The following is a 16356-nucleotide window of genomic DNA, read 5'->3' on the forward strand; positions in this document are numbered from 1 at the left end:
CCTCATCGATAGAGGCTTACGCGTCGCGGAGCGCGTCGACAGGTTCGATCTTCGCTGCCTTCATTGCTGGGTAGCTGCCGGCAGCGAGCCCGACAAGCGCTCCGACGGCCACGCCGAGCGGGGCTGCCCACGGGGCGAGCACTGGCGTCCATTGCTGCACGAGACAGACGCCGATGAGTGCGAACATGCCAACCACAACTCCCATGAGCCCACCGAGGAGTCCTGTGGTCACTGACTCGATCATGAACTGGCCGGCGATGTCTCTTGTGCGCGCGCCGAGCGCTCGACGGAGGCCGATCTCACCGCGGCGTTCGGTCACTGACATCAGCGTGACGCTCGCGATGCCGATGCCACCGCCGATGAGCGCGACGATGCCGATTGCGAGAAAGAGCACGTTGACGTCAGCCTCGACGCCTTCCCTGAGCGCATTCGCACTCGACGGTGCGGATACCTTGAACGCGTCTGGGGCGTTGGGGTCGAGTGCGATCGGTGCCTGCCTCGCGACGACGTCTCCTGCCCCGACGGCGATCCTGATGTCGAGGCTGTTCGCGGCCGTGAGGCCGAGCTCACCGCGAGCCGTGTTGACAGGGACAATCACTGAGTCGAGGAGGGTGTTTCGGGTGCCGACCTTGTCGAGGATCCCGATCACCGTGTAGGCGCGCTCCTCGATAAAGATTGCAGGCTGACCGCTCACCCGGTTCACGCCGAGGCGTTCGGCGGCGTCCTTGCCCAGCACGACAACCCGGTCTCCACGGTCGTCATGGCCAGCGTCAAAGAAGCGGCCAGCGCTGATGTGACCGGCGACAGTGTCGAGCAGTTCTGGCGACGCAGCCACCACCGGGGGTGCTGCCTTCGCCGCCGCCGACGGGTCGTTGACGCGTACGGTCACGACGTCTTTGACGTTGTCGAGCTTGGCATAGAGCGCCGCGTGCTCGACGCCAGCGAGGTCGCGAACCCTGTCTGCCGCGTCCCACGGCAGGCGGGCAGTCGCACGCTCTTTGCCGCCAGCTGCCTTCGCCTTGCCAGGTTCGACAGTCACCCGGGTCGCCGAGAGTGCATCGAACTGCTGAGCGATCTGACCGCCCGCAGTTTGCGCGAACCCGATCGTCGCGACGAGAGAGGCGATGCCGAGCACTGTACCCGCGAGGGTGATGAGTAGGCGAGAGGGGCGAGACCCGACGCCCTCGAGCGCTTCTCGAACGAGGTCGCCGCGCGAGATCGTCGACCTGGGGGCGCGGGCGTCCTGCTGCTTGCGGGCACGACGCGACGCAAACAGGCGCTGCCGCTTCTTCTCCGGCTGCTCGGAATCCGTTGACAGGCCCTGCGTGAGCTCCTCGAGCGTGATCTCCGGTGAAGCCGAAGCGCCTGCCGGTGAAGTCTCACGCCGCTTTCTACCGCGCCAACCGCGCTGATTGGGCTTCATTCGATCACCGTAAGCTCTCCGTCATTGATCCGGACTCGGCGGCCGGCGGCCTCAGCCACAGCCTCGTCGTGCGTGATCATCACGATCGTCAGGCCATCGCGTGAGAGTTCGTCGAAGAGCGCCATGATTGCCCGAGAATTTGCCCGGTCCAGGTTGCCCGTTGGCTCGTCAGCGAGGAGGAGGCGAGGGGACGTGCAGACGGCGCGAGCGATCGCGACACGCTGGCGCTCGCCGCCCGACAACGTGTTCGGCGTCGAATCGATGCGGTGCGAAAGCCGCACCCGATCGAGCGCCCGCCGCGCCAACGGCTCCCGCTCCTCGCGGCTGAGTCCGGCATATGTTCCTGCCAGCATGACGTTCTCGAGCACGGTTCGGGTCGGCATGAGATGGAACGACTGGAAGACGAAGCCGATTGCCCGCGAGCGGAGACCCGCACGCTCGTCCTCGCTGAGCCCAGCGACGTCGATCCCCTCAAACAGGAACGTGCCTGTACTTGGCCGATCGAGGAGGCCGAGGGTATTGAGCATCGTCGACTTTCCCGAGCCCGACGGGCCGATGATTGCGAGATAGTCGCCGCGGTCGACAGTGAGGTCGACTCCGCGCAAGGCGTTCACTGGGGGAGGGCCCGGGAAGAACCGGGTCACTCCGCTCAGTTCGGCGATGGGGCCCTCGAACTCCGGGTCCCCGATGTCCGCGCGCTTCGAGGATGCATGCGCCTGCACACCGGCCCCCGTAGTAGCCGCGTTCGCGAGGGTGGCGTCTGCCGCTTCTGCAGCGCCGGCCGAAGCGTTCGAGGGCCCCGCCGAGTCCTCGCGGAACAACTCATCGACGCCACTCACCGACCAACCACGACCTTCGCGCCCTCGACGATGCGGTCGTCGCTGCTCGTGATCTCGACGTAGCCGTCGGCGGCGAGACCTGCCTCGACGGTGACGGTCTCGGTCTCTGCGTTGTGACCGTCACGAACGTCGATGAGCAGCTCCACTCGATCCTCGCCGCCCGAGCCCGCAGACAACGCTGCGATCGGTACTGCGATGACCTCACCGTCTGTCGAAGCAACTGGAATCCGAAGGCGCACGTTCGTGCCGCGCAACTGATCGAACTGCTCAGTCGTGAGATCGACTGGCTCGAGCTCGACAGTGTAGCGGGCGCCGCTGGTGTCGCCGCCGCCACCACCGCCACCTGAACCGCCGCCGCCCTCTGCGCCTTCGCCACCTTCTGAACCGCCACCAGACTTGGGGGCCTTCACCGCGGTGACCTTTGCAGTGAGGGCTGCGCCGTCGGGGCCCGAGAACTCGGCGACGAGACCCTCCGACAGGAGCTCAGCATCTTGCTTGGAGACGGTGCCGCTGATCGACAGCGTGGCGCCAGAAACGCTCATCGGAGACCCCGAGAGCACGTCGCCGCGCTTCACGCTCACCTCGTCAACCCGGCGGGGAAGCCCCGCAAGGAACAGCGCCTCGCCTGCCGGGAGCGTCGGAAGCACGGCAGCCTGCGCCTCACCGAGCGCCTCCTGCGCGTCGTTCACACCCTCCCAGGCCGAGTTCACTGCGGCCTGCTCGCTGGTGACGTTCGGGGCCTTCGCCGCGCGTGCCTCGTCAAGGGCAGCCTGTGCCTGTGCCGCGGCAACATTCGCGTCGCGGAGGGCACGCTCTGCGCTTCTCAGCTGGTCGCGCGACTCGTCGCCGCCAGTCGCTGCGGTGTACCCAAGCTGCTCGTAGAGCGCCCCAACACCCGCAGCGGTATCCCAGTCGAACGTATCAGTGTTGAGGTCACCACTCGCGTAGCCGAGCGCCGACAGCGCCTGCTTGAGCTGGGTCACGTCGGGGCCGCGCATGCCGATGCTCAGGCTGCGGTAGGCGGGGAGCTCTCCGGGAAGCACGATGACGGGCCTGCCGGCGACCTCAAGAGCCACGTTGCCGGCCTTGAAGATGGCGCCGACGGCGGGCACCTGCCCAGTGATGACTGCCTTCGATTCGCCACCAGCGGCGTCGATCGCGACTGCGACCGAGTCTGCGTAGGCGACCTCGCCGCGCAACACCACCGTGTTCTCGATAATCCGGTTCTCGATCGGCGCAGTGACCGGGCCGGGCTTTGGGGCCTCGGTGCGGGCGGCAAGCGTCGCGGGAGAGACGATGAACTGCATGACGATCACGCCGAGCAGGAGCGACGCCACAGCAACCGCGGCGATCAGGGCGACAAGACGCTTGCCGGTCCAGGGCTTCTTCGCGTTCGAGTCGTCACCCTCGGCATCTTCTGGCTGTGCAGATTTCCCGGCCTTCGCGGCTTTCGCCTTGGAGCGCTTAGCCCGCTTCGGTGAGTCAGCTTGGGCCCCGCCAGTGCTGGCCCCGCCAGTGCTGGCCTCGACCGTGTCAGCGGCAACGTCAGCGGCAGACTCGGCAGCAGCCTCGGCGGAGCCGGCAGCCTCGGGTTCTGGGGTCTCGGCGTCAGTTACTCCAGCTGCGTCGGTTTCAGCTGTGGGCATGGATTCGGAGGCGTCGCCTCCCTGGCGACGCCTCTTGAAAGCCACGGGTTACTTCTCCTCAGACTTTGAGCCAGACTTCGTCTGGTACTTCGCGAGCATCGCGTCGAGCTCGGCCTTGTGCTCATCAACGAACTTCTGCTCTTGCGCATGCATGATCTTCGTCGACTTCTTGTCGAAGTCGATCTTCTCCTTGCAGGTGAAATCAGCGACTGCCGTCTCGACCTCAAGCTTCTTGAGTTCGTCCATTTCCTTCTTCGACGGCTCCTTGGGCTCCTCACCCTCGACGTACTCGCCGTAGAGACCGTTCTGCGCTTCCATGATCGAGTTCTGCGCATCATCTGGGCTCGCGAACTGCGCGTAGCCGCTGTCTGCCATGCACGAAGCCCACTCGGTGTTGAGCGCGGTCATCTCCTCGGAGGGCTCCATGCCCCATACCTCGTTCATCGCTTCGAATAGGTCAGCGAACTCTGGGTCTTCGTAGGCAGCCTGGGCGCCCTGTGCGTCCTGGGAGATCTCGTGGCGGGCCGCTCCCTGGCAGCCCTCCTGAGTCCAGTCTGAGGTGTAGCTGCCGCCGTCTTCCATCTCGGCCATCTGCTCCTCGGTCGGGCCGGGACCGTACAGCACCTCGTAGAACGCCTGCTGCTCAGACTCGCTCAACGACTCTACGTACTTCTGGTTGGGGTCGACGTATTCGTTCTCGGGCTCTTCGACCTGATTGTTCCAGGGGCTGTCAAAGAATCCGTAGCCGTACTGCTCGGCGAACTCCTTCGTGCCCCACTGGGGGCCGTCCATTTCTTCCTCGTCGCCCGAGAAGAAGGTCATGCTTTGGGTGTCGGGCTCGTACTCGAACCCCTCCTTCTGCATGCAGACAGCGACGAGCTCCTCAACCTTGAGTTGCTCCTCCTGCATTGCCTCCTCCGTCATCTCCTCGCCGTCCCAGAGGGCCGACAGGTACTTGCTCAGCGGCCCCTCCTCGAGCTCCGGCGCCTTGTCGCCTGGCTTTGCCGAGCAGCCAGAGAGTGTGAGGGCCACTGCCGCGGCGATAGCGGTGATGGGCAGGAGAGCCTTGCGGGCATTGCGGGGCATGAAAAAGACCTCATTTGATCATGAACGAAGTGTCAGGATGAATTTGAAAGTTAGCACACAAAGCAACACGCCCTGGTGCTTGTGAGCGGTTTGTCAGCTTGTCGTGACCAAGCCGATGCAGAGTCTTCGGCAGGTGTCGGAGAACCGGGCGAAGGTCACCTCAGCGGCGCTACAGGGCGAGCAGCCTGTTGAGTTGCGCGCCGACGAGCTCGAACTCGATGAGGAATGAGTCGTGCCCGTAGGGGGAGTCGATCCGCGTCGCCTGGGTACCGTCGAGGCTGCCGGGCGTGTGCCGTGCGATCTCGTCCTGGCCCTCGATCGTGAAGAGGCGATCGCTCGGAATTCCGAGGACAAGGGTCGGGATCTCGAGCGTCTGCAATGCAGCCCGTACGCCACCCCTGCCTCGGCCGACATCGTGAGAGTTCATTGCCTGTACGAGTGTCACGTAGCTGTTCGCATCGAACCGCCGAGTGAACTTGTTGCCGTGAAAGTCGAGGTATGACTCGACTGCGAAGCGGCCGCCGCCGCCGAGCGGGCTCACCGCCGACTGCCACGACCTACCAAACCTGTCGTCCAGTTCGGTGTTGCTGCGGTAGTTCAACAGCGCGAGCCTGCGTGCCGTCGCGAGTCCATGATGCGGGCCGATCCCGTCGGGAGCATCGTAATAGTCGCCGCCGTGGTACGACGGGTCTGAGCGAATCGCCTCGAGCTGCACGAGGTTCAGCCCAATCTGATCGGCAGTCGTCACTGGCGGTGCGGCGATCACTGCAAGGCGCTCGGTGCGATCCTGATTGATGATTCCCCACTCGAGCGCATGCATTCCGCCCATCGAGCCACCAATGACGGCGGCGAACCGATCAACACCGAGCGCGTCAGCAAACTTGGTCGCTGCAGCCACCTGGTCGCGAACCGTGAGGTACGGGAACCGGGCGCCCCACTCGCGGTGGTCGGCCGCGAGTGAGCCGGGCCCGGTCGAGCCCTGGCAGCCTCCGAGCACATTCGGGGCGATGATGCAGTACCTGTTTGTGTCGAGCGGACGGCCCGGCCCGACGATCTCGCTCCACCAGCCATCAGTCGGGTGACCGGCTGTCGCAGCCCCCACAAGGTGACTGTCCCCAGTGAGCGCATGGAAGACAAGGATGGCGTTGTCGCGAGCCTCATTGAGCTCGCCAAACGTCTCGTAGGCGATGCGCACGTGGGGGAGCTCCTCGCCCGCCTCTGTCGTCAGCGAGCCGATCGACACGAACTGTCGGTTGCCCACAGGATCGCCGTCGCGCCAGCCACCTGAGATTGGCGGTCGACCCATGAGTGCGCGCAACTGCGCGTCGGTGATGAAATCGGTCGGGAACGAGTCCTCGGGGGTCTGCCAGTCCATAACTCCCTATTCTGGCCTGGTTCTTCGCCCGCCGTGCGAATGTTACGCCGCGGCGCGCGAGGCACCATCACGCAGAAGCGCCGCCTGCCCGGAAACCCGGAGCAGGCGGCGCTTCACACCACTGAACCCAAACTAGGCAGCGGCAGCGGCTACGACCTTTCGTGCCGCCGCGAAGCCGACCTCAAGATCAGCCTTGATGTCGTCGATGTGCTCGAGGCCGACTGAGAGGCGCACGAGGCCGGGGGTCACGCCGCCCGACAGCTGCTGCTCAGGAGTGAGCTGAGAGTGCGTCGTCGATGCCGGGTGGATGACGAGCGAACGCACGTCGCCGATGTTCGCGACGTGGCTGAACAGCTCAAGGCTGTTCACAAACGCCTTGCCAGCCTCAACGCCGCCCTTCAGCTCGAACGAGAGCACAGCGCCCACGCCCTTCGGGGCGTAAACGTTCGCCGCAGCGTAGCTGGGGTCAGTCGGCAGGCCAGCGTAGTAGACCGAGGCAACGTCGTCGTGCGAGTCGAGCCATTCCGCCACATTCTGTGCGTTCTGAGTGTGGCGCTCCATGCGCAGCGACAGCGTCTCGACGCCCTGCAGCAGCTGCCAGGCGCTCTGTGGGGCGATTGCCGAACCGAGATCGCGCAGCAGCTGAACACGGGCCTTGATGACATACGCGATGCTGTCGCCAACGGCACCCGTGTAGCTCACGCCGTTGTACGAGGGATCAGGCTCGGTGAGGCCAGGGAACTTGTCGACATTCTCAGACCACGGGAACGAGCCGCCATCGACGATCGCGCCGCCGAGCGTCGTGCCGTGACCGCCAAGGAACTTGGTGACCGAGTGCAGCACAACATCGGCGCCGTGTTCAAGTGGACGGACGAGGAACGGGCTCGCGACAGTGTTGTCGACGATGAGCGGGAGGTGGTTCTCGTGAGCGACGTCAGCAACGGCACGGATGTCGAGAATCTTCGTGCGGGGGTTCGCGATCGATTCCGCGAAGAAGAGCTTCGTGTTCGGGCGAACGGCGCGCTGCCACTCGGCCGGATCGTCCTGATCCTCAACAAACGTGACCTCAATGCCGAGCTTGGCGAGCGAGTACTTGAAGAGGTTGTAGGTGCCGCCGTAAATGGCAGCAGACGAGACGATGTGGTCGCCCGAGTTCGCGATGTTCAGCACCGCGAAGGTCGACGCAGCCTGACCGCTCGACAGCAGCAGCGCCGCAGTGCCGCCCTCAAGCGCGGCGATGCGCTGCTCGGCGACATCCTGAGTCGGATTCGTGATGCGGGTGTAGATCGGACCGAACTCGGCAAGGGCGAAGCGGTTCGCGGCCTGCTCGGTGCTATCGAAGACGAAAGCAGTGGTCTGATGGATTGGCAGTGCGCGCGACCCCGTTGTCGGATCAGGCTCCTGGCCTGCGTGAATCTGCTTGGTTTCAAAACCCCATGCGGTCTTGTCAGTCATTGTGTGCTCCCCAGAGTTCGGTGTGGTGATAAGACGAGAGTAGGGAAGCACAGGCAGTTCGCGCAATCGCGCCCGACACGAACCGTAATGTTGCGCGTTAGGCTCGGACGTAGAGCGCGGGCGAGGAAGCCCGTCGCGTGGACAACAAGAGATGGAGTGGACAGCGATGGCGCAGCGAGTAGTCGTAACGGGAGCGAGCTCAGGAATCGGCGCAGCGACGGTGCGCCGATTCGCAGAACTCGGGTACGAAACTGTCGCCGTGGCGCGCCGTGAGGATCGCCTCCGCGCCCTCGCGGATGAGACCGGTGCGTACGTTATTCAGTGCGACGTGACCGACGAAGCGGCTGTCGCGCGAATGGCCGAGGAGGTCCGGGCGACCGGTGGCGCCTCAGGCCTCGTGAACAATGCGGGCGGTGCGCTCGGCACGGACTCAGTTGAAACCGCGCTCAACGACGACTGGAGGCGCATGTTCGAGGTCAACGTCATCGGGCTGAGAAACGTCACGGCGGCGCTTCTGCCGGTGCTTCGTGAGGCGACCCAGCGGCCGCAGGCTGGGCACCCTGGCGCCGCCTCTGGTGTCGACGCCGGGCACGGCTGGGCATCGATCCTGAACCTCACCTCCACTGCGGGCCTCGCTTCCTACCCTGGCGGCGGCGGATACAACGCGGCGAAGTACGCGGCGCACGCCGTCACGGAGGTGCTGCGGTTGGAGCTCGCGGGCGAGCCGATTCGCGTCATGGAGGTCGCGCCCGGGCTCGTGCACACTGAGGAGTTCACCCTCAACAGACTGCGCGGCGACGCGGCGGCGGCGGCGCTCCCATACGAGAGCGTGACGCCACTCACCGCCGAGGACGTCGCGCGGGTGCTCGTCGGCGCGTTCGAGCAGCCGCCGCACGTGAACCAAGACCTCATCGTGCTGCGTCCGGTCGCACAGTCGAGCGTCTTCCACGTGCACCGCGGCCCACTCGTCGCGAAGTAGTTCGTGTGATTCCAACCTCGCTCACAGAACTCGTCTCGTCGGGCCGCGTCGCCGCCGACTGGGGCGAGGCGCTCGCCGCAGCCGACACCGGAGGCACGCTCGACTCGACGCTTGCTGGGCTCGCCGAGTTCCTTGCCGCCGAGGAGGCCGCCGGGGCAGAAGTGCTGCCCTCCGCTGACCTCGTGTTCCGGGCATTCGCTCGACCGCTCGCTGACGTGCGGGTGCTCATCGTCGGTCAGGATCCGTACCCCACCCCAGGCCACGCCGTCGGACTGTCGTTCTCGACAGCCCGCGACGTGCAGCCGTTGCCGCGGAGCCTGAAGAACATCCTCCGGGAGCTCGACGAAGATCTTGGGGCGGGGGACAGCGGCTCTGGCTGCCTCCCGGAGACCTCGTCTGATACGTGGGCGGAAGACTTCTGGGCCTCCCCAGCCGACAGCAGGTCTGTGGCGGGGCGCTTGGCCGGCGGCGCGCGGAACGCACACGGCGATCTTTCGCCATGGGCTGACGCGGGTGTGCTGCTGCTCAATCGTGTGCTCACCGTGCGCGCCGGAGATGCTGGCTCGCACCGCCGCGCAGGCTGGGAGTATGTGACTGAGCTTGCGATTCGGGCGCTCGTGGCCCGGGGCGGCCCGCTCGTTGCTGTTCTGTGGGGGGCCGACGCCCGAGGGCTTGCGCCCCTGCTCGGGGAGACTCCGATTGTTGAGAGTGCGCACCCATCGCCGCTCTCGGCCTCGCGCGGGTTCTTCGGATCGCGGCCGTTCAGCCGCGTGAATGAGCTGCTTGAAGCTCAGGGTTCGACCCCGATCGACTGGGCCGCTCGGGCGTAGAGGAGGGCCACTGGCTTGGGCCGGGGCGAGTCGGGAAGGGCCTGAAGCGCCGACCCGAACCCGCTCCGGCGGTTACCGCTCCTGGCGTCGCTTCCGGCGAACCGACACCGCCTGCACCTCAATGGCGCCAGTCTCGTCGACAAGCTCGTAGCGTCGTCGGCCCGCATCCTTCACCAGGAACCGGTAGCCGAGCATGAGCAGCAAGACCCACCCGGCCCCAACGAAGATCGCGGGTCGCGAGTCGGGCACGAGGCCGATCATCACGATTACGAACAGGATAAACGCGATCGCCGCGTACGAAGCTCCAGGCCAGAGGGGCACAGGGAACTCGCTTGGCAGCCGTGACTCGCGGGCGATCTCCCGTTTCATGCGTACGTGGGCGACGAGGATCATCAACCACACAAGCACCGTCGCAAACGTTGCGAGTGCTGCGATGAAGAAGAAGATCTGGTCGGGGAATATCGCGTTGAGTACGACGCCGATCAAGAGCGCCCCAACCATGGTGACGACGGTGAGCCACGGCACGCCGCTCTTCGTGAGTTTCATGAACTGTTTGGGTGCCTGGCCCTGCTCGGCGAGGCCGCGGAGCATGCGTCCGGCGCCGAAGATGTCTGCGTTGATCGCCGACAGCGCTGCGGTGATGACGACGACGTTGAGCACGTGCGCAGCACCTGAGAGTCCGAGGGATTCGAAGATTGATACAAACGGGCTCGTCTTGCCGTCAATCGTTGTCCAAGGCTGGAGGCTCATGATGACGCCGAGGGTGAGCACGTAGAAGAGGAGGATGCGCACGGGGACCGAGTTGATCGCCTGCGGGATGACCTTCTTCGGGTTCTGGGCCTCTCCGGCGGTGATACCGATGACCTCGATGCCACCGAACGCGAACATGACGACGGTGAATGAGGCGAGCAACCCCCAGAGGCCGTTCGGCATAAATCCGCCGTGAGAGACAAGGTTCTGGATGCCCGCGGCCCCTTCGCTCTGATTGCCAAGCCCAAAGACGATGATGCCGATGCCACCAGCGATCATGAGGACGATCGCGGTGATCTTGATGAGGGAGAACCAGAACTCGAGTTCGCCGAACACCTTCACGCTGATGAGGTTGATCGCGGCGATGAAGAAGACCACAGCGAGTACCCAGATCCAGCGTTCGACGTCGGGGAACCAGAACCCCATATAGAGCCCGAACGCAGTCACGTCGGCGAGGGCGACAACGAACATTTCGAACGTGTAGGTCCAGCCCGCGAGGAAACCTGCGAACGGACCGATGTAGCGCGAGGCGTACTGCGCGAATGACCCGGAGACGGGGTGACGAACTGCCATTTCGCCGAGTGCGCGCATGACCATGAAGACTGCGGCGCCGCCGATGATGTAGGCGAGCAAGACTGCGGGCCCTGCGGCCTGGATCGCGCCTGCAGATCCCATGAAGAGGCCAGTGCCGATGGCGGAGCCGAGCGCCATCCAACGAATGTGACGGGCCGTGAGCCCACGCTTCAATGCTTCAGGTGCCGCCATGGTCATGCCCTCCCGAGACGCTGCGCGAGGCCCGCGGCGGCTTCGAGTACGCAGAGTGCTGCGAGTCGAACCGTTCGCCCGTCGGGGGCGTCGGCTGTCGCGTCGACCTCAGCGAGGTCGACGCCTCGTACGCGCGGGTCTGCGGCGAACGTCCGGGCGAAGGCCCGCAGCTCGTGCGCCGCGATCCCGCCGGGAATCGATGCCGGGCAGCCCGGAGCGATCGCGCGGTCGCAGACGTCGACGTCGAGGTCGACGTGGATTGGCCCACCGCCAGCCCCGGCGACCTCGAGCGCCTCTGCGGCGATGTCCGCGACCGTGCGCGTGAAGAGTTCGTCGCGATGGATCACGGTGATACCCCACTCCTTGGCGCGTTCACGGTAAGCGCGGGAGTTCGCAAAGTCGGCGATGCCGATCTGCACGATTCGGCTCGGGTCAAGTCCTGCCTCGACGAGCCTGCGAACGGGTGATCCGTTCGAGCGGCCGTCGCGCAGGTCGTGGTGGGCATCGAGGGTGATGAGTCCGGCACTTGCGAGCGCGTCTCCCGAGACACCCAGCGCCGCGGGCACGGTGAGTGCGTTGTCGCCGCCGAGAGCGACGACGAGCTCCGTTCGGGCGGCAAGTTCGCGCACAGTCTGCTCGGCGGCGAGTTCGCCCTCCTCTGTGTCAGGATCGACGACGTCCCCAGCGTCGCGAATCGTGAGTGCCTCCCCAAGCACAGTATCGAGTTCTTTTCCGCGGTCGCCCGGCGAACCCGGGGCTACGACGTGGTCGGAGTATCGGCGGAGTGCCTCTCGCACTGCGGCGGGTGTGAGGTGTGCGTTTGTCGGTGACAGCGACGTTCGCGACGTCGGAATTCCAATCAGCGCAAGATCGATCGGGGTGTCGAGATCGGCCGCGCCGGGCGTGGGCCAGGAGCCGGCTCGCGGCCAGTTTGGATCGTGGGAGAGGGGACGAGCGTCGTTGCTGGTTGGGGTGGTCATAGTTGCACGCTAGCAACGGACGCGAGTTGATCGGTGCGCCCGATCGGCTCGATCGTCCGGGGTACCGGACAGCAGGTGGTGGAGTGGGCAACACGACAGACGGGGGATGCGGTGTGATCGAATCATGACCGATATGACCCACACAGTGCTCCTCGGAGATGCGCCACTCAACCGCGACGACGTCGTCGCGGTCGCTCGCCATGACGCACGAATCTCAATTTCAGTTGCCGCGCTCGAACGCGTCGCGGCCAGCCGCGCAGTGATTGACGAACTCGCCGACGACACCCGCCCCCACTACGGTGTTTCGACTGGGTTCGGGGCGCTCGCGAAGGTGCAAATCCCTGTCGAGAAGCGGCAGCAACTCCAGCGGAGCCTCATCCGCTCGCACGCAGCCGGCACCGGCCCAGAGGTCGAGCGCGAGGTGGTGCGTGCGCTCATGCTGCTCCGTCTGCAGACACTTGCAACGGGGCGAACTGGGGTGCGCCCCGTCGTAGTCGAAACGTACGCTGCGATCGTCAACGCGGGTATCACTCCTGTCGTGCACGAGTACGGCTCGCTCGGCTGCTCGGGCGATCTGAGCCCGCTCGCCCACTGCGCACTCACGCTCATGGGCGAGGGGAACGTGCGAGTAGGGACAGCGGCAGACGAGGATCCGTATGCGCCCACGATTCCCGCGGCCCAAGCGCTCGCGGCTGCCGGTATCGAGCCGCTCGTGCTTGCCGAGAAGGAGGGCCTCGCGCTCATCAACGGCACCGATGGGATGCTCGGCATGCTGTGCCTCGCGCTCCACGATCTCGACGGACTGTTCGCCATCGCTGACGTTGCTGCTGCCGCGAGCATTGAGGGCCTCACCGGAACAGATGCCGTCTTCCAGCCCGAACTGCACGCCCTTCGCCCGCATCCGGGCCAGGCTTCGTCGGCAGCAAACATGGCTGCGGTGCTTGCCGACTCGCACTTGGTGCAGCGCCCGAAGGAGGGTGAGTTTAGCCGGGTGCAGGACGCGTATTCGCTGCGCTGCGCGCCGCAGGTGCACGGTGCCGCGCGCGACACCGCCGCCCACGCGGACCGAGTCGCAGCCGTCGAGCTTGCCTCGGCCGTCGACAACCCGGTTGTGCTGCCAGACGGCCGAGTCGAGTCCAACGGAAACTTCCATGGCGCCCCTGTCGCATACGTGCTTGACTTCTTGGCCATCGCCGTAGCGGACCTCGCGTCGATTTCTGAGCGCCGCACAGATCGGTTCCTCGACGTCGCCAGAAACCACGGGCTCCCGCCGTTCCTGGCAGCAGACGCGGGCCTCGACTCTGGCCTCATGATTGCGCAGTACACGGCTGCTGGCATTGTCTCCGAGCTGAAGCGGCTCGCGACGCCGGCGTCTGTTGACTCGATCCCGTCGTCGGCGATGCAGGAAGATCACGTCTCGATGGGGTGGGCGGCCGCCCGCAAGCTTCGGCGGGCGATTGACGGGCTCGCCCGCGTGCTCTCGATCGAGCTGCTTGCGTCCACGCGCGCGCTCGATTTCCGCGCGGCCGAGGGGGCTGGCGCCCCGGCCCCCGCGACGGCGGCGATCCACGCGCTCTTCCGCACCGAGATCCCCGAGCCAGACACAGACACCTTCCTCTCGCCGACGATCGACGCGGCCCATAGCTTCGTCGTGAGCGGCGCGGCTCTGGGTGCGGCCGAGGAAGCGCTCGGGGCGAAGCTGGCGTAGCGGTGCGGAGGCGGACTCGCGCCCGATAGGCTGCCGTCATGACAGAGCCTAAGGTGCCCGCGGCAGATCAGACGCTGCGCATTCTGACGCTCCTCGCGCGCTCCCGCGGACCGGTGCCAGCGAGCATCATCGCGACGCAGCTTGATCTGCCGCGCTCAACCGCGTATCAGCTGCTCGCCACCCTACAAGAACACGGCTACGTGATGCACCTGCCGGAGGAGCGCAGGTTTGGGCTGGGGCTCGCAGCAGTCGAGCTGAGCTCGGCCTATGAGCGGCAGGAACCGATCGCGCGCCTCGGCAGGCCGCTGCTCGCTGCGCTCGTTGACACTGTGCGCGTGAGTGGGCATCTTGCGGTGCCAAGCGGCAGTGACGTGTTGTACGTGATTGAGGAACGCGCCCAGGGATCGCCATCACTCGTGACAGACGTTGATGTGCGACTGCCGATGCACCTCACTGCGAGCGGGCGTGCGATCCTTGCGAGCCTGCCACGTGCGCAGGTGCGGGCGCTGTACCCGAACGCCCAGTCGTTTGCGCACCGCCTTGCGGGTCCTGACGGCGTGAACCGGTACTCTCGGCTTCGGGCCGTGCTCGACGATACGACGACGAGGGGCTTCGCGCTCGAGCGAGGCTCGGTGACTGAGGGGCTCTCATCGGTCGCAGCACCAGTGCTCGATCACCGGGGTTGGCCGATCGCTGCCGTCGCCGTGACATTCAGCGACGGGGAGTATGGCGAGGGGGATTTTTCAGCCCTCGCCGGGGAAGTACGCGACGCCGCGAACGCCCTGTCCGCACGAATTCATGGCCGCGCGGCGCGCGAGGAGACCTAGGTCGGGCTATCGTTCTGTGTCCCGGAAAGCATCAATCGGCAGCCTCAGCGGGATCGAATGACTCCACAGGAATTGAGCGCGACGGAGATGGCGCCGCGCCTCTGCATTGAACGGACGCTGCGCGAATCGGTAGAAAGTTCGCGACGCAGAACTCGTGGCTTTCTCGGAGCAGCACATCGCACGGTATCGCTAGTGTTCCATAGGAAGTGAGCGAAATCGACTTTTCATGGCGTTGTTTAGCTGTCGGATAACCGGGCAAGTCTTTCGAACCGACGTGGTCTCGTCAGAGCGTATGCGAAGTTGGCGAGACTTGTGAGCTCCCGGCTGAGGCCCGCAAGCTTCCAGACGAGAGCGTGAAGCTCGTCCTCAAGCCACTTTGCACTTGGGTCGAGTCGGCTGTTCACGCGGACATTTCGGCCTGCCTCATTGTCCGCTCTTGCTGGGGATCCCGGCACGAGCTGCCTGTGCTGCCAGGCGATTCTTCTGACGTACCACTCATCGACCGATGGAACGACATGCTGAATGAATTTTTCGGTTTTTGTGGAAAAGCAGGATCGTAATGTCATCAGTCCGCTCCAGGCAGGCAGATTGACGATTCGAGACAGCGTTAACACCTCATCTTTCAACTGGTCTTTCCAAGCTAACTCAATTCCAGCGATAGCAGCTTGTGTTTCCTCGTTATGCAGGTAAGGTCGAGCCCTCGTCAGAGGCAGGTCGAGGCAAGACTGGTTGCATTCAACGTGATCGTCGGATTGAGGGAAGTGGTGGCGGTGTTCTGGGCGATGTTGTTGTGTCCACGCGTACCATTCTTGAGCACGGTACTCCTGGATTGCGTAGGTTCGCACCATCTCATCGAGCTGCGACTGAACTACACCTGCCAACGCAGCGATGGCGGGCGCGGCGGCGTGTAGTTGTTGCAGTGCCGAGGTTTCTCTGCCCTGCCGAAACGTCCTACGGGCAGTGCCGGTCTCGCTCGCCAGCGCCCTTATCGCCATGATGCTTATCGGGGTCATAGCTGCAATGATCGTGGCCATTGCAACTGCCGTAGGTATGGACCACTCCGCTTCCAGCAGAACAGAGCGTGCCCTTTCCGCCCCGGTGAGAATCGTAGACGGAAATGCGGTGAGCACCGCAGACACTACCACGACGAGCCCCAACCAAGAAAAGACAATCTTCGGTATTGAGGCGAGTGCTATCCACAACCAACGCAGAGCTAGCCATAGGTTTCGCAAGAGTTTCCGCGTCAGGTTCCCGCGACCTTGCTTCGGGAGGCGGGGCGGTTGCGCTGATGACTCGTACTGAGTGGTGACAGCACGGGTGGCGAGCCACCTCAATGCCCTCTCAATTCGGGCGCTGCTGCTTTCGAGTCGCACGATGTCATCCAGTGTCGCCCCACCTGCGAGCCACTCGGCACAGCTACGAACCGACAACGCAATTTTGGTGAGAATGAGATGACCAACTACGGCGAGTGTCAGCAGCAAAAAGGCGAAGAGGACTAATGACACGATGAAAGTACCCCAGGGCGCATTGGGCCCCCAGGAGGAGAATGCTTGAGTAGTGGACTCTCTCCATCCGTCTAGCCACTCGGTGAACCATGTGGTCACTTCCGACTTCCTCCTAGAGCTGGTATTTGCCAGTGGTTGCTAAGTCTGCGCGCTACTTGCGAGCGTCAACGAGACTGTGCCGTCTCAGC

General features: G+C 64.9%; 13 protein-coding genes. 4 read left to right on the forward strand and 9 right to left on the reverse strand.

Annotated elements, in window-relative coordinates; translation table 11 throughout:
* Nucleotides 1–16 precede the first annotated feature (16 nt).
* From KI794_RS05455 to KI794_RS05480, 6 genes are all read right to left on the reverse strand, one after another.
* Complete coding sequence (locus tag KI794_RS05455; protein WP_119281447.1) at nt 17–1423, reverse strand: ABC transporter permease; 1407 nt, start codon at nt 1421–1423, stop codon at nt 17–19.
* On the reverse strand, nt 1420–2145 hold the full coding sequence (locus KI794_RS05460) for an ABC transporter ATP-binding protein (RefSeq protein ID WP_370647879.1): 726 nt from the start codon (nt 2143–2145) through the stop codon (nt 1420–1422). The genes KI794_RS05455 and KI794_RS05460 overlap by 4 nt, the downstream gene beginning before the upstream one ends.
* Nucleotides 2146–2258: 113 nt before the next feature.
* Nucleotides 2259–3953 (reverse strand): hypothetical protein, encoded by a 1695-nt coding sequence (locus tag KI794_RS05465; RefSeq protein WP_255809399.1) that lies wholly within the window; start codon nt 3951–3953, stop codon nt 2259–2261.
* Nucleotides 3954–3956: 3 nt separating this feature from the next.
* Entirely contained in the window at nt 3957–4994 is a 1038-nt protein-coding gene (locus KI794_RS05470) for a hypothetical protein (RefSeq protein ID WP_119281446.1), read from the reverse strand.
* Between the two features lie 169 nt (nt 4995–5163).
* Entirely contained in the window at nt 5164–6369 is a 1206-nt protein-coding gene (gene metX, locus KI794_RS05475) for a homoserine O-acetyltransferase MetX (protein WP_255809400.1), read from the reverse strand.
* 132 nt (nt 6370–6501) lie between these two features.
* Nucleotides 6502–7824: a bifunctional o-acetylhomoserine/o-acetylserine sulfhydrylase gene (locus KI794_RS05480; protein WP_119281444.1), complete on the reverse strand. Its 1323-nt coding sequence runs from the start codon at nt 7822–7824 to the stop codon at nt 6502–6504.
* Nucleotides 7825–7990: 166 nt separating this feature from the next.
* On the opposite strand from KI794_RS05480, the gene KI794_RS05485 reads away from it, so the two are divergent.
* Both KI794_RS05485 and KI794_RS05490 read left to right on the forward strand, forming a co-directional pair.
* A complete protein-coding gene (locus tag KI794_RS05485) occupies nt 7991–8803 on the forward strand; it encodes an SDR family NAD(P)-dependent oxidoreductase (RefSeq protein ID WP_255809401.1) in 813 nt (270 codons plus the stop codon).
* Nucleotides 8804–8811: 8 nt separating this feature from the next.
* Nucleotides 8812–9633, forward strand: a complete 822-nt coding sequence (locus KI794_RS05490) for a uracil-DNA glycosylase (protein WP_370647880.1) — start codon at nt 8812–8814, stop codon at nt 9631–9633.
* Between the two features lie 72 nt (nt 9634–9705).
* Here KI794_RS05490 and KI794_RS05495 read toward each other — a convergent pair whose 3' ends face one another.
* Nucleotides 9706–11154, reverse strand: coding sequence for an amino acid permease (locus KI794_RS05495; RefSeq protein ID WP_119281441.1), 1449 nt, complete (start codon nt 11152–11154; stop codon nt 9706–9708).
* Nucleotides 11151–12128, reverse strand: coding sequence for an agmatinase family protein (locus KI794_RS05500; RefSeq protein ID WP_255809404.1), 978 nt, complete (start codon nt 12126–12128; stop codon nt 11151–11153). The genes KI794_RS05495 and KI794_RS05500 overlap by 4 nt, the downstream gene beginning before the upstream one ends.
* A 124-nt stretch (nt 12129–12252) precedes the next feature.
* Here KI794_RS05500 and hutH point away from each other — a divergent pair, with 124 nt between their 5' ends.
* A complete protein-coding gene (hutH, locus tag KI794_RS05505) occupies nt 12253–13836 on the forward strand; it encodes a histidine ammonia-lyase (protein WP_370647863.1) in 1584 nt (527 codons plus the stop codon).
* Between the two features lie 38 nt (nt 13837–13874).
* The gene (locus KI794_RS05510; RefSeq protein ID WP_119281439.1) at nt 13875–14663 is read left to right on the forward strand and encodes an IclR family transcriptional regulator; all 789 of its coding nucleotides are present in this window, start codon (nt 13875–13877) and stop codon (nt 14661–14663) included.
* Between the two features lie 236 nt (nt 14664–14899).
* Here the strand turns inward: KI794_RS05510 and KI794_RS05515 are convergent, their stop codons facing one another.
* Complete coding sequence (locus KI794_RS05515; protein ID WP_255809405.1) at nt 14900–16267, reverse strand: hypothetical protein; 1368 nt, start codon at nt 16265–16267, stop codon at nt 14900–14902.
* Between the last annotated feature and the right edge of the window lie 89 nt (nt 16268–16356).

It is taken from the genome of Leucobacter aridicollis (genome assembly GCF_024399335.1).
Classification (GTDB): Bacteria; Actinomycetota; Actinomycetes; order Actinomycetales; family Microbacteriaceae; genus Leucobacter; species Leucobacter aridicollis_A.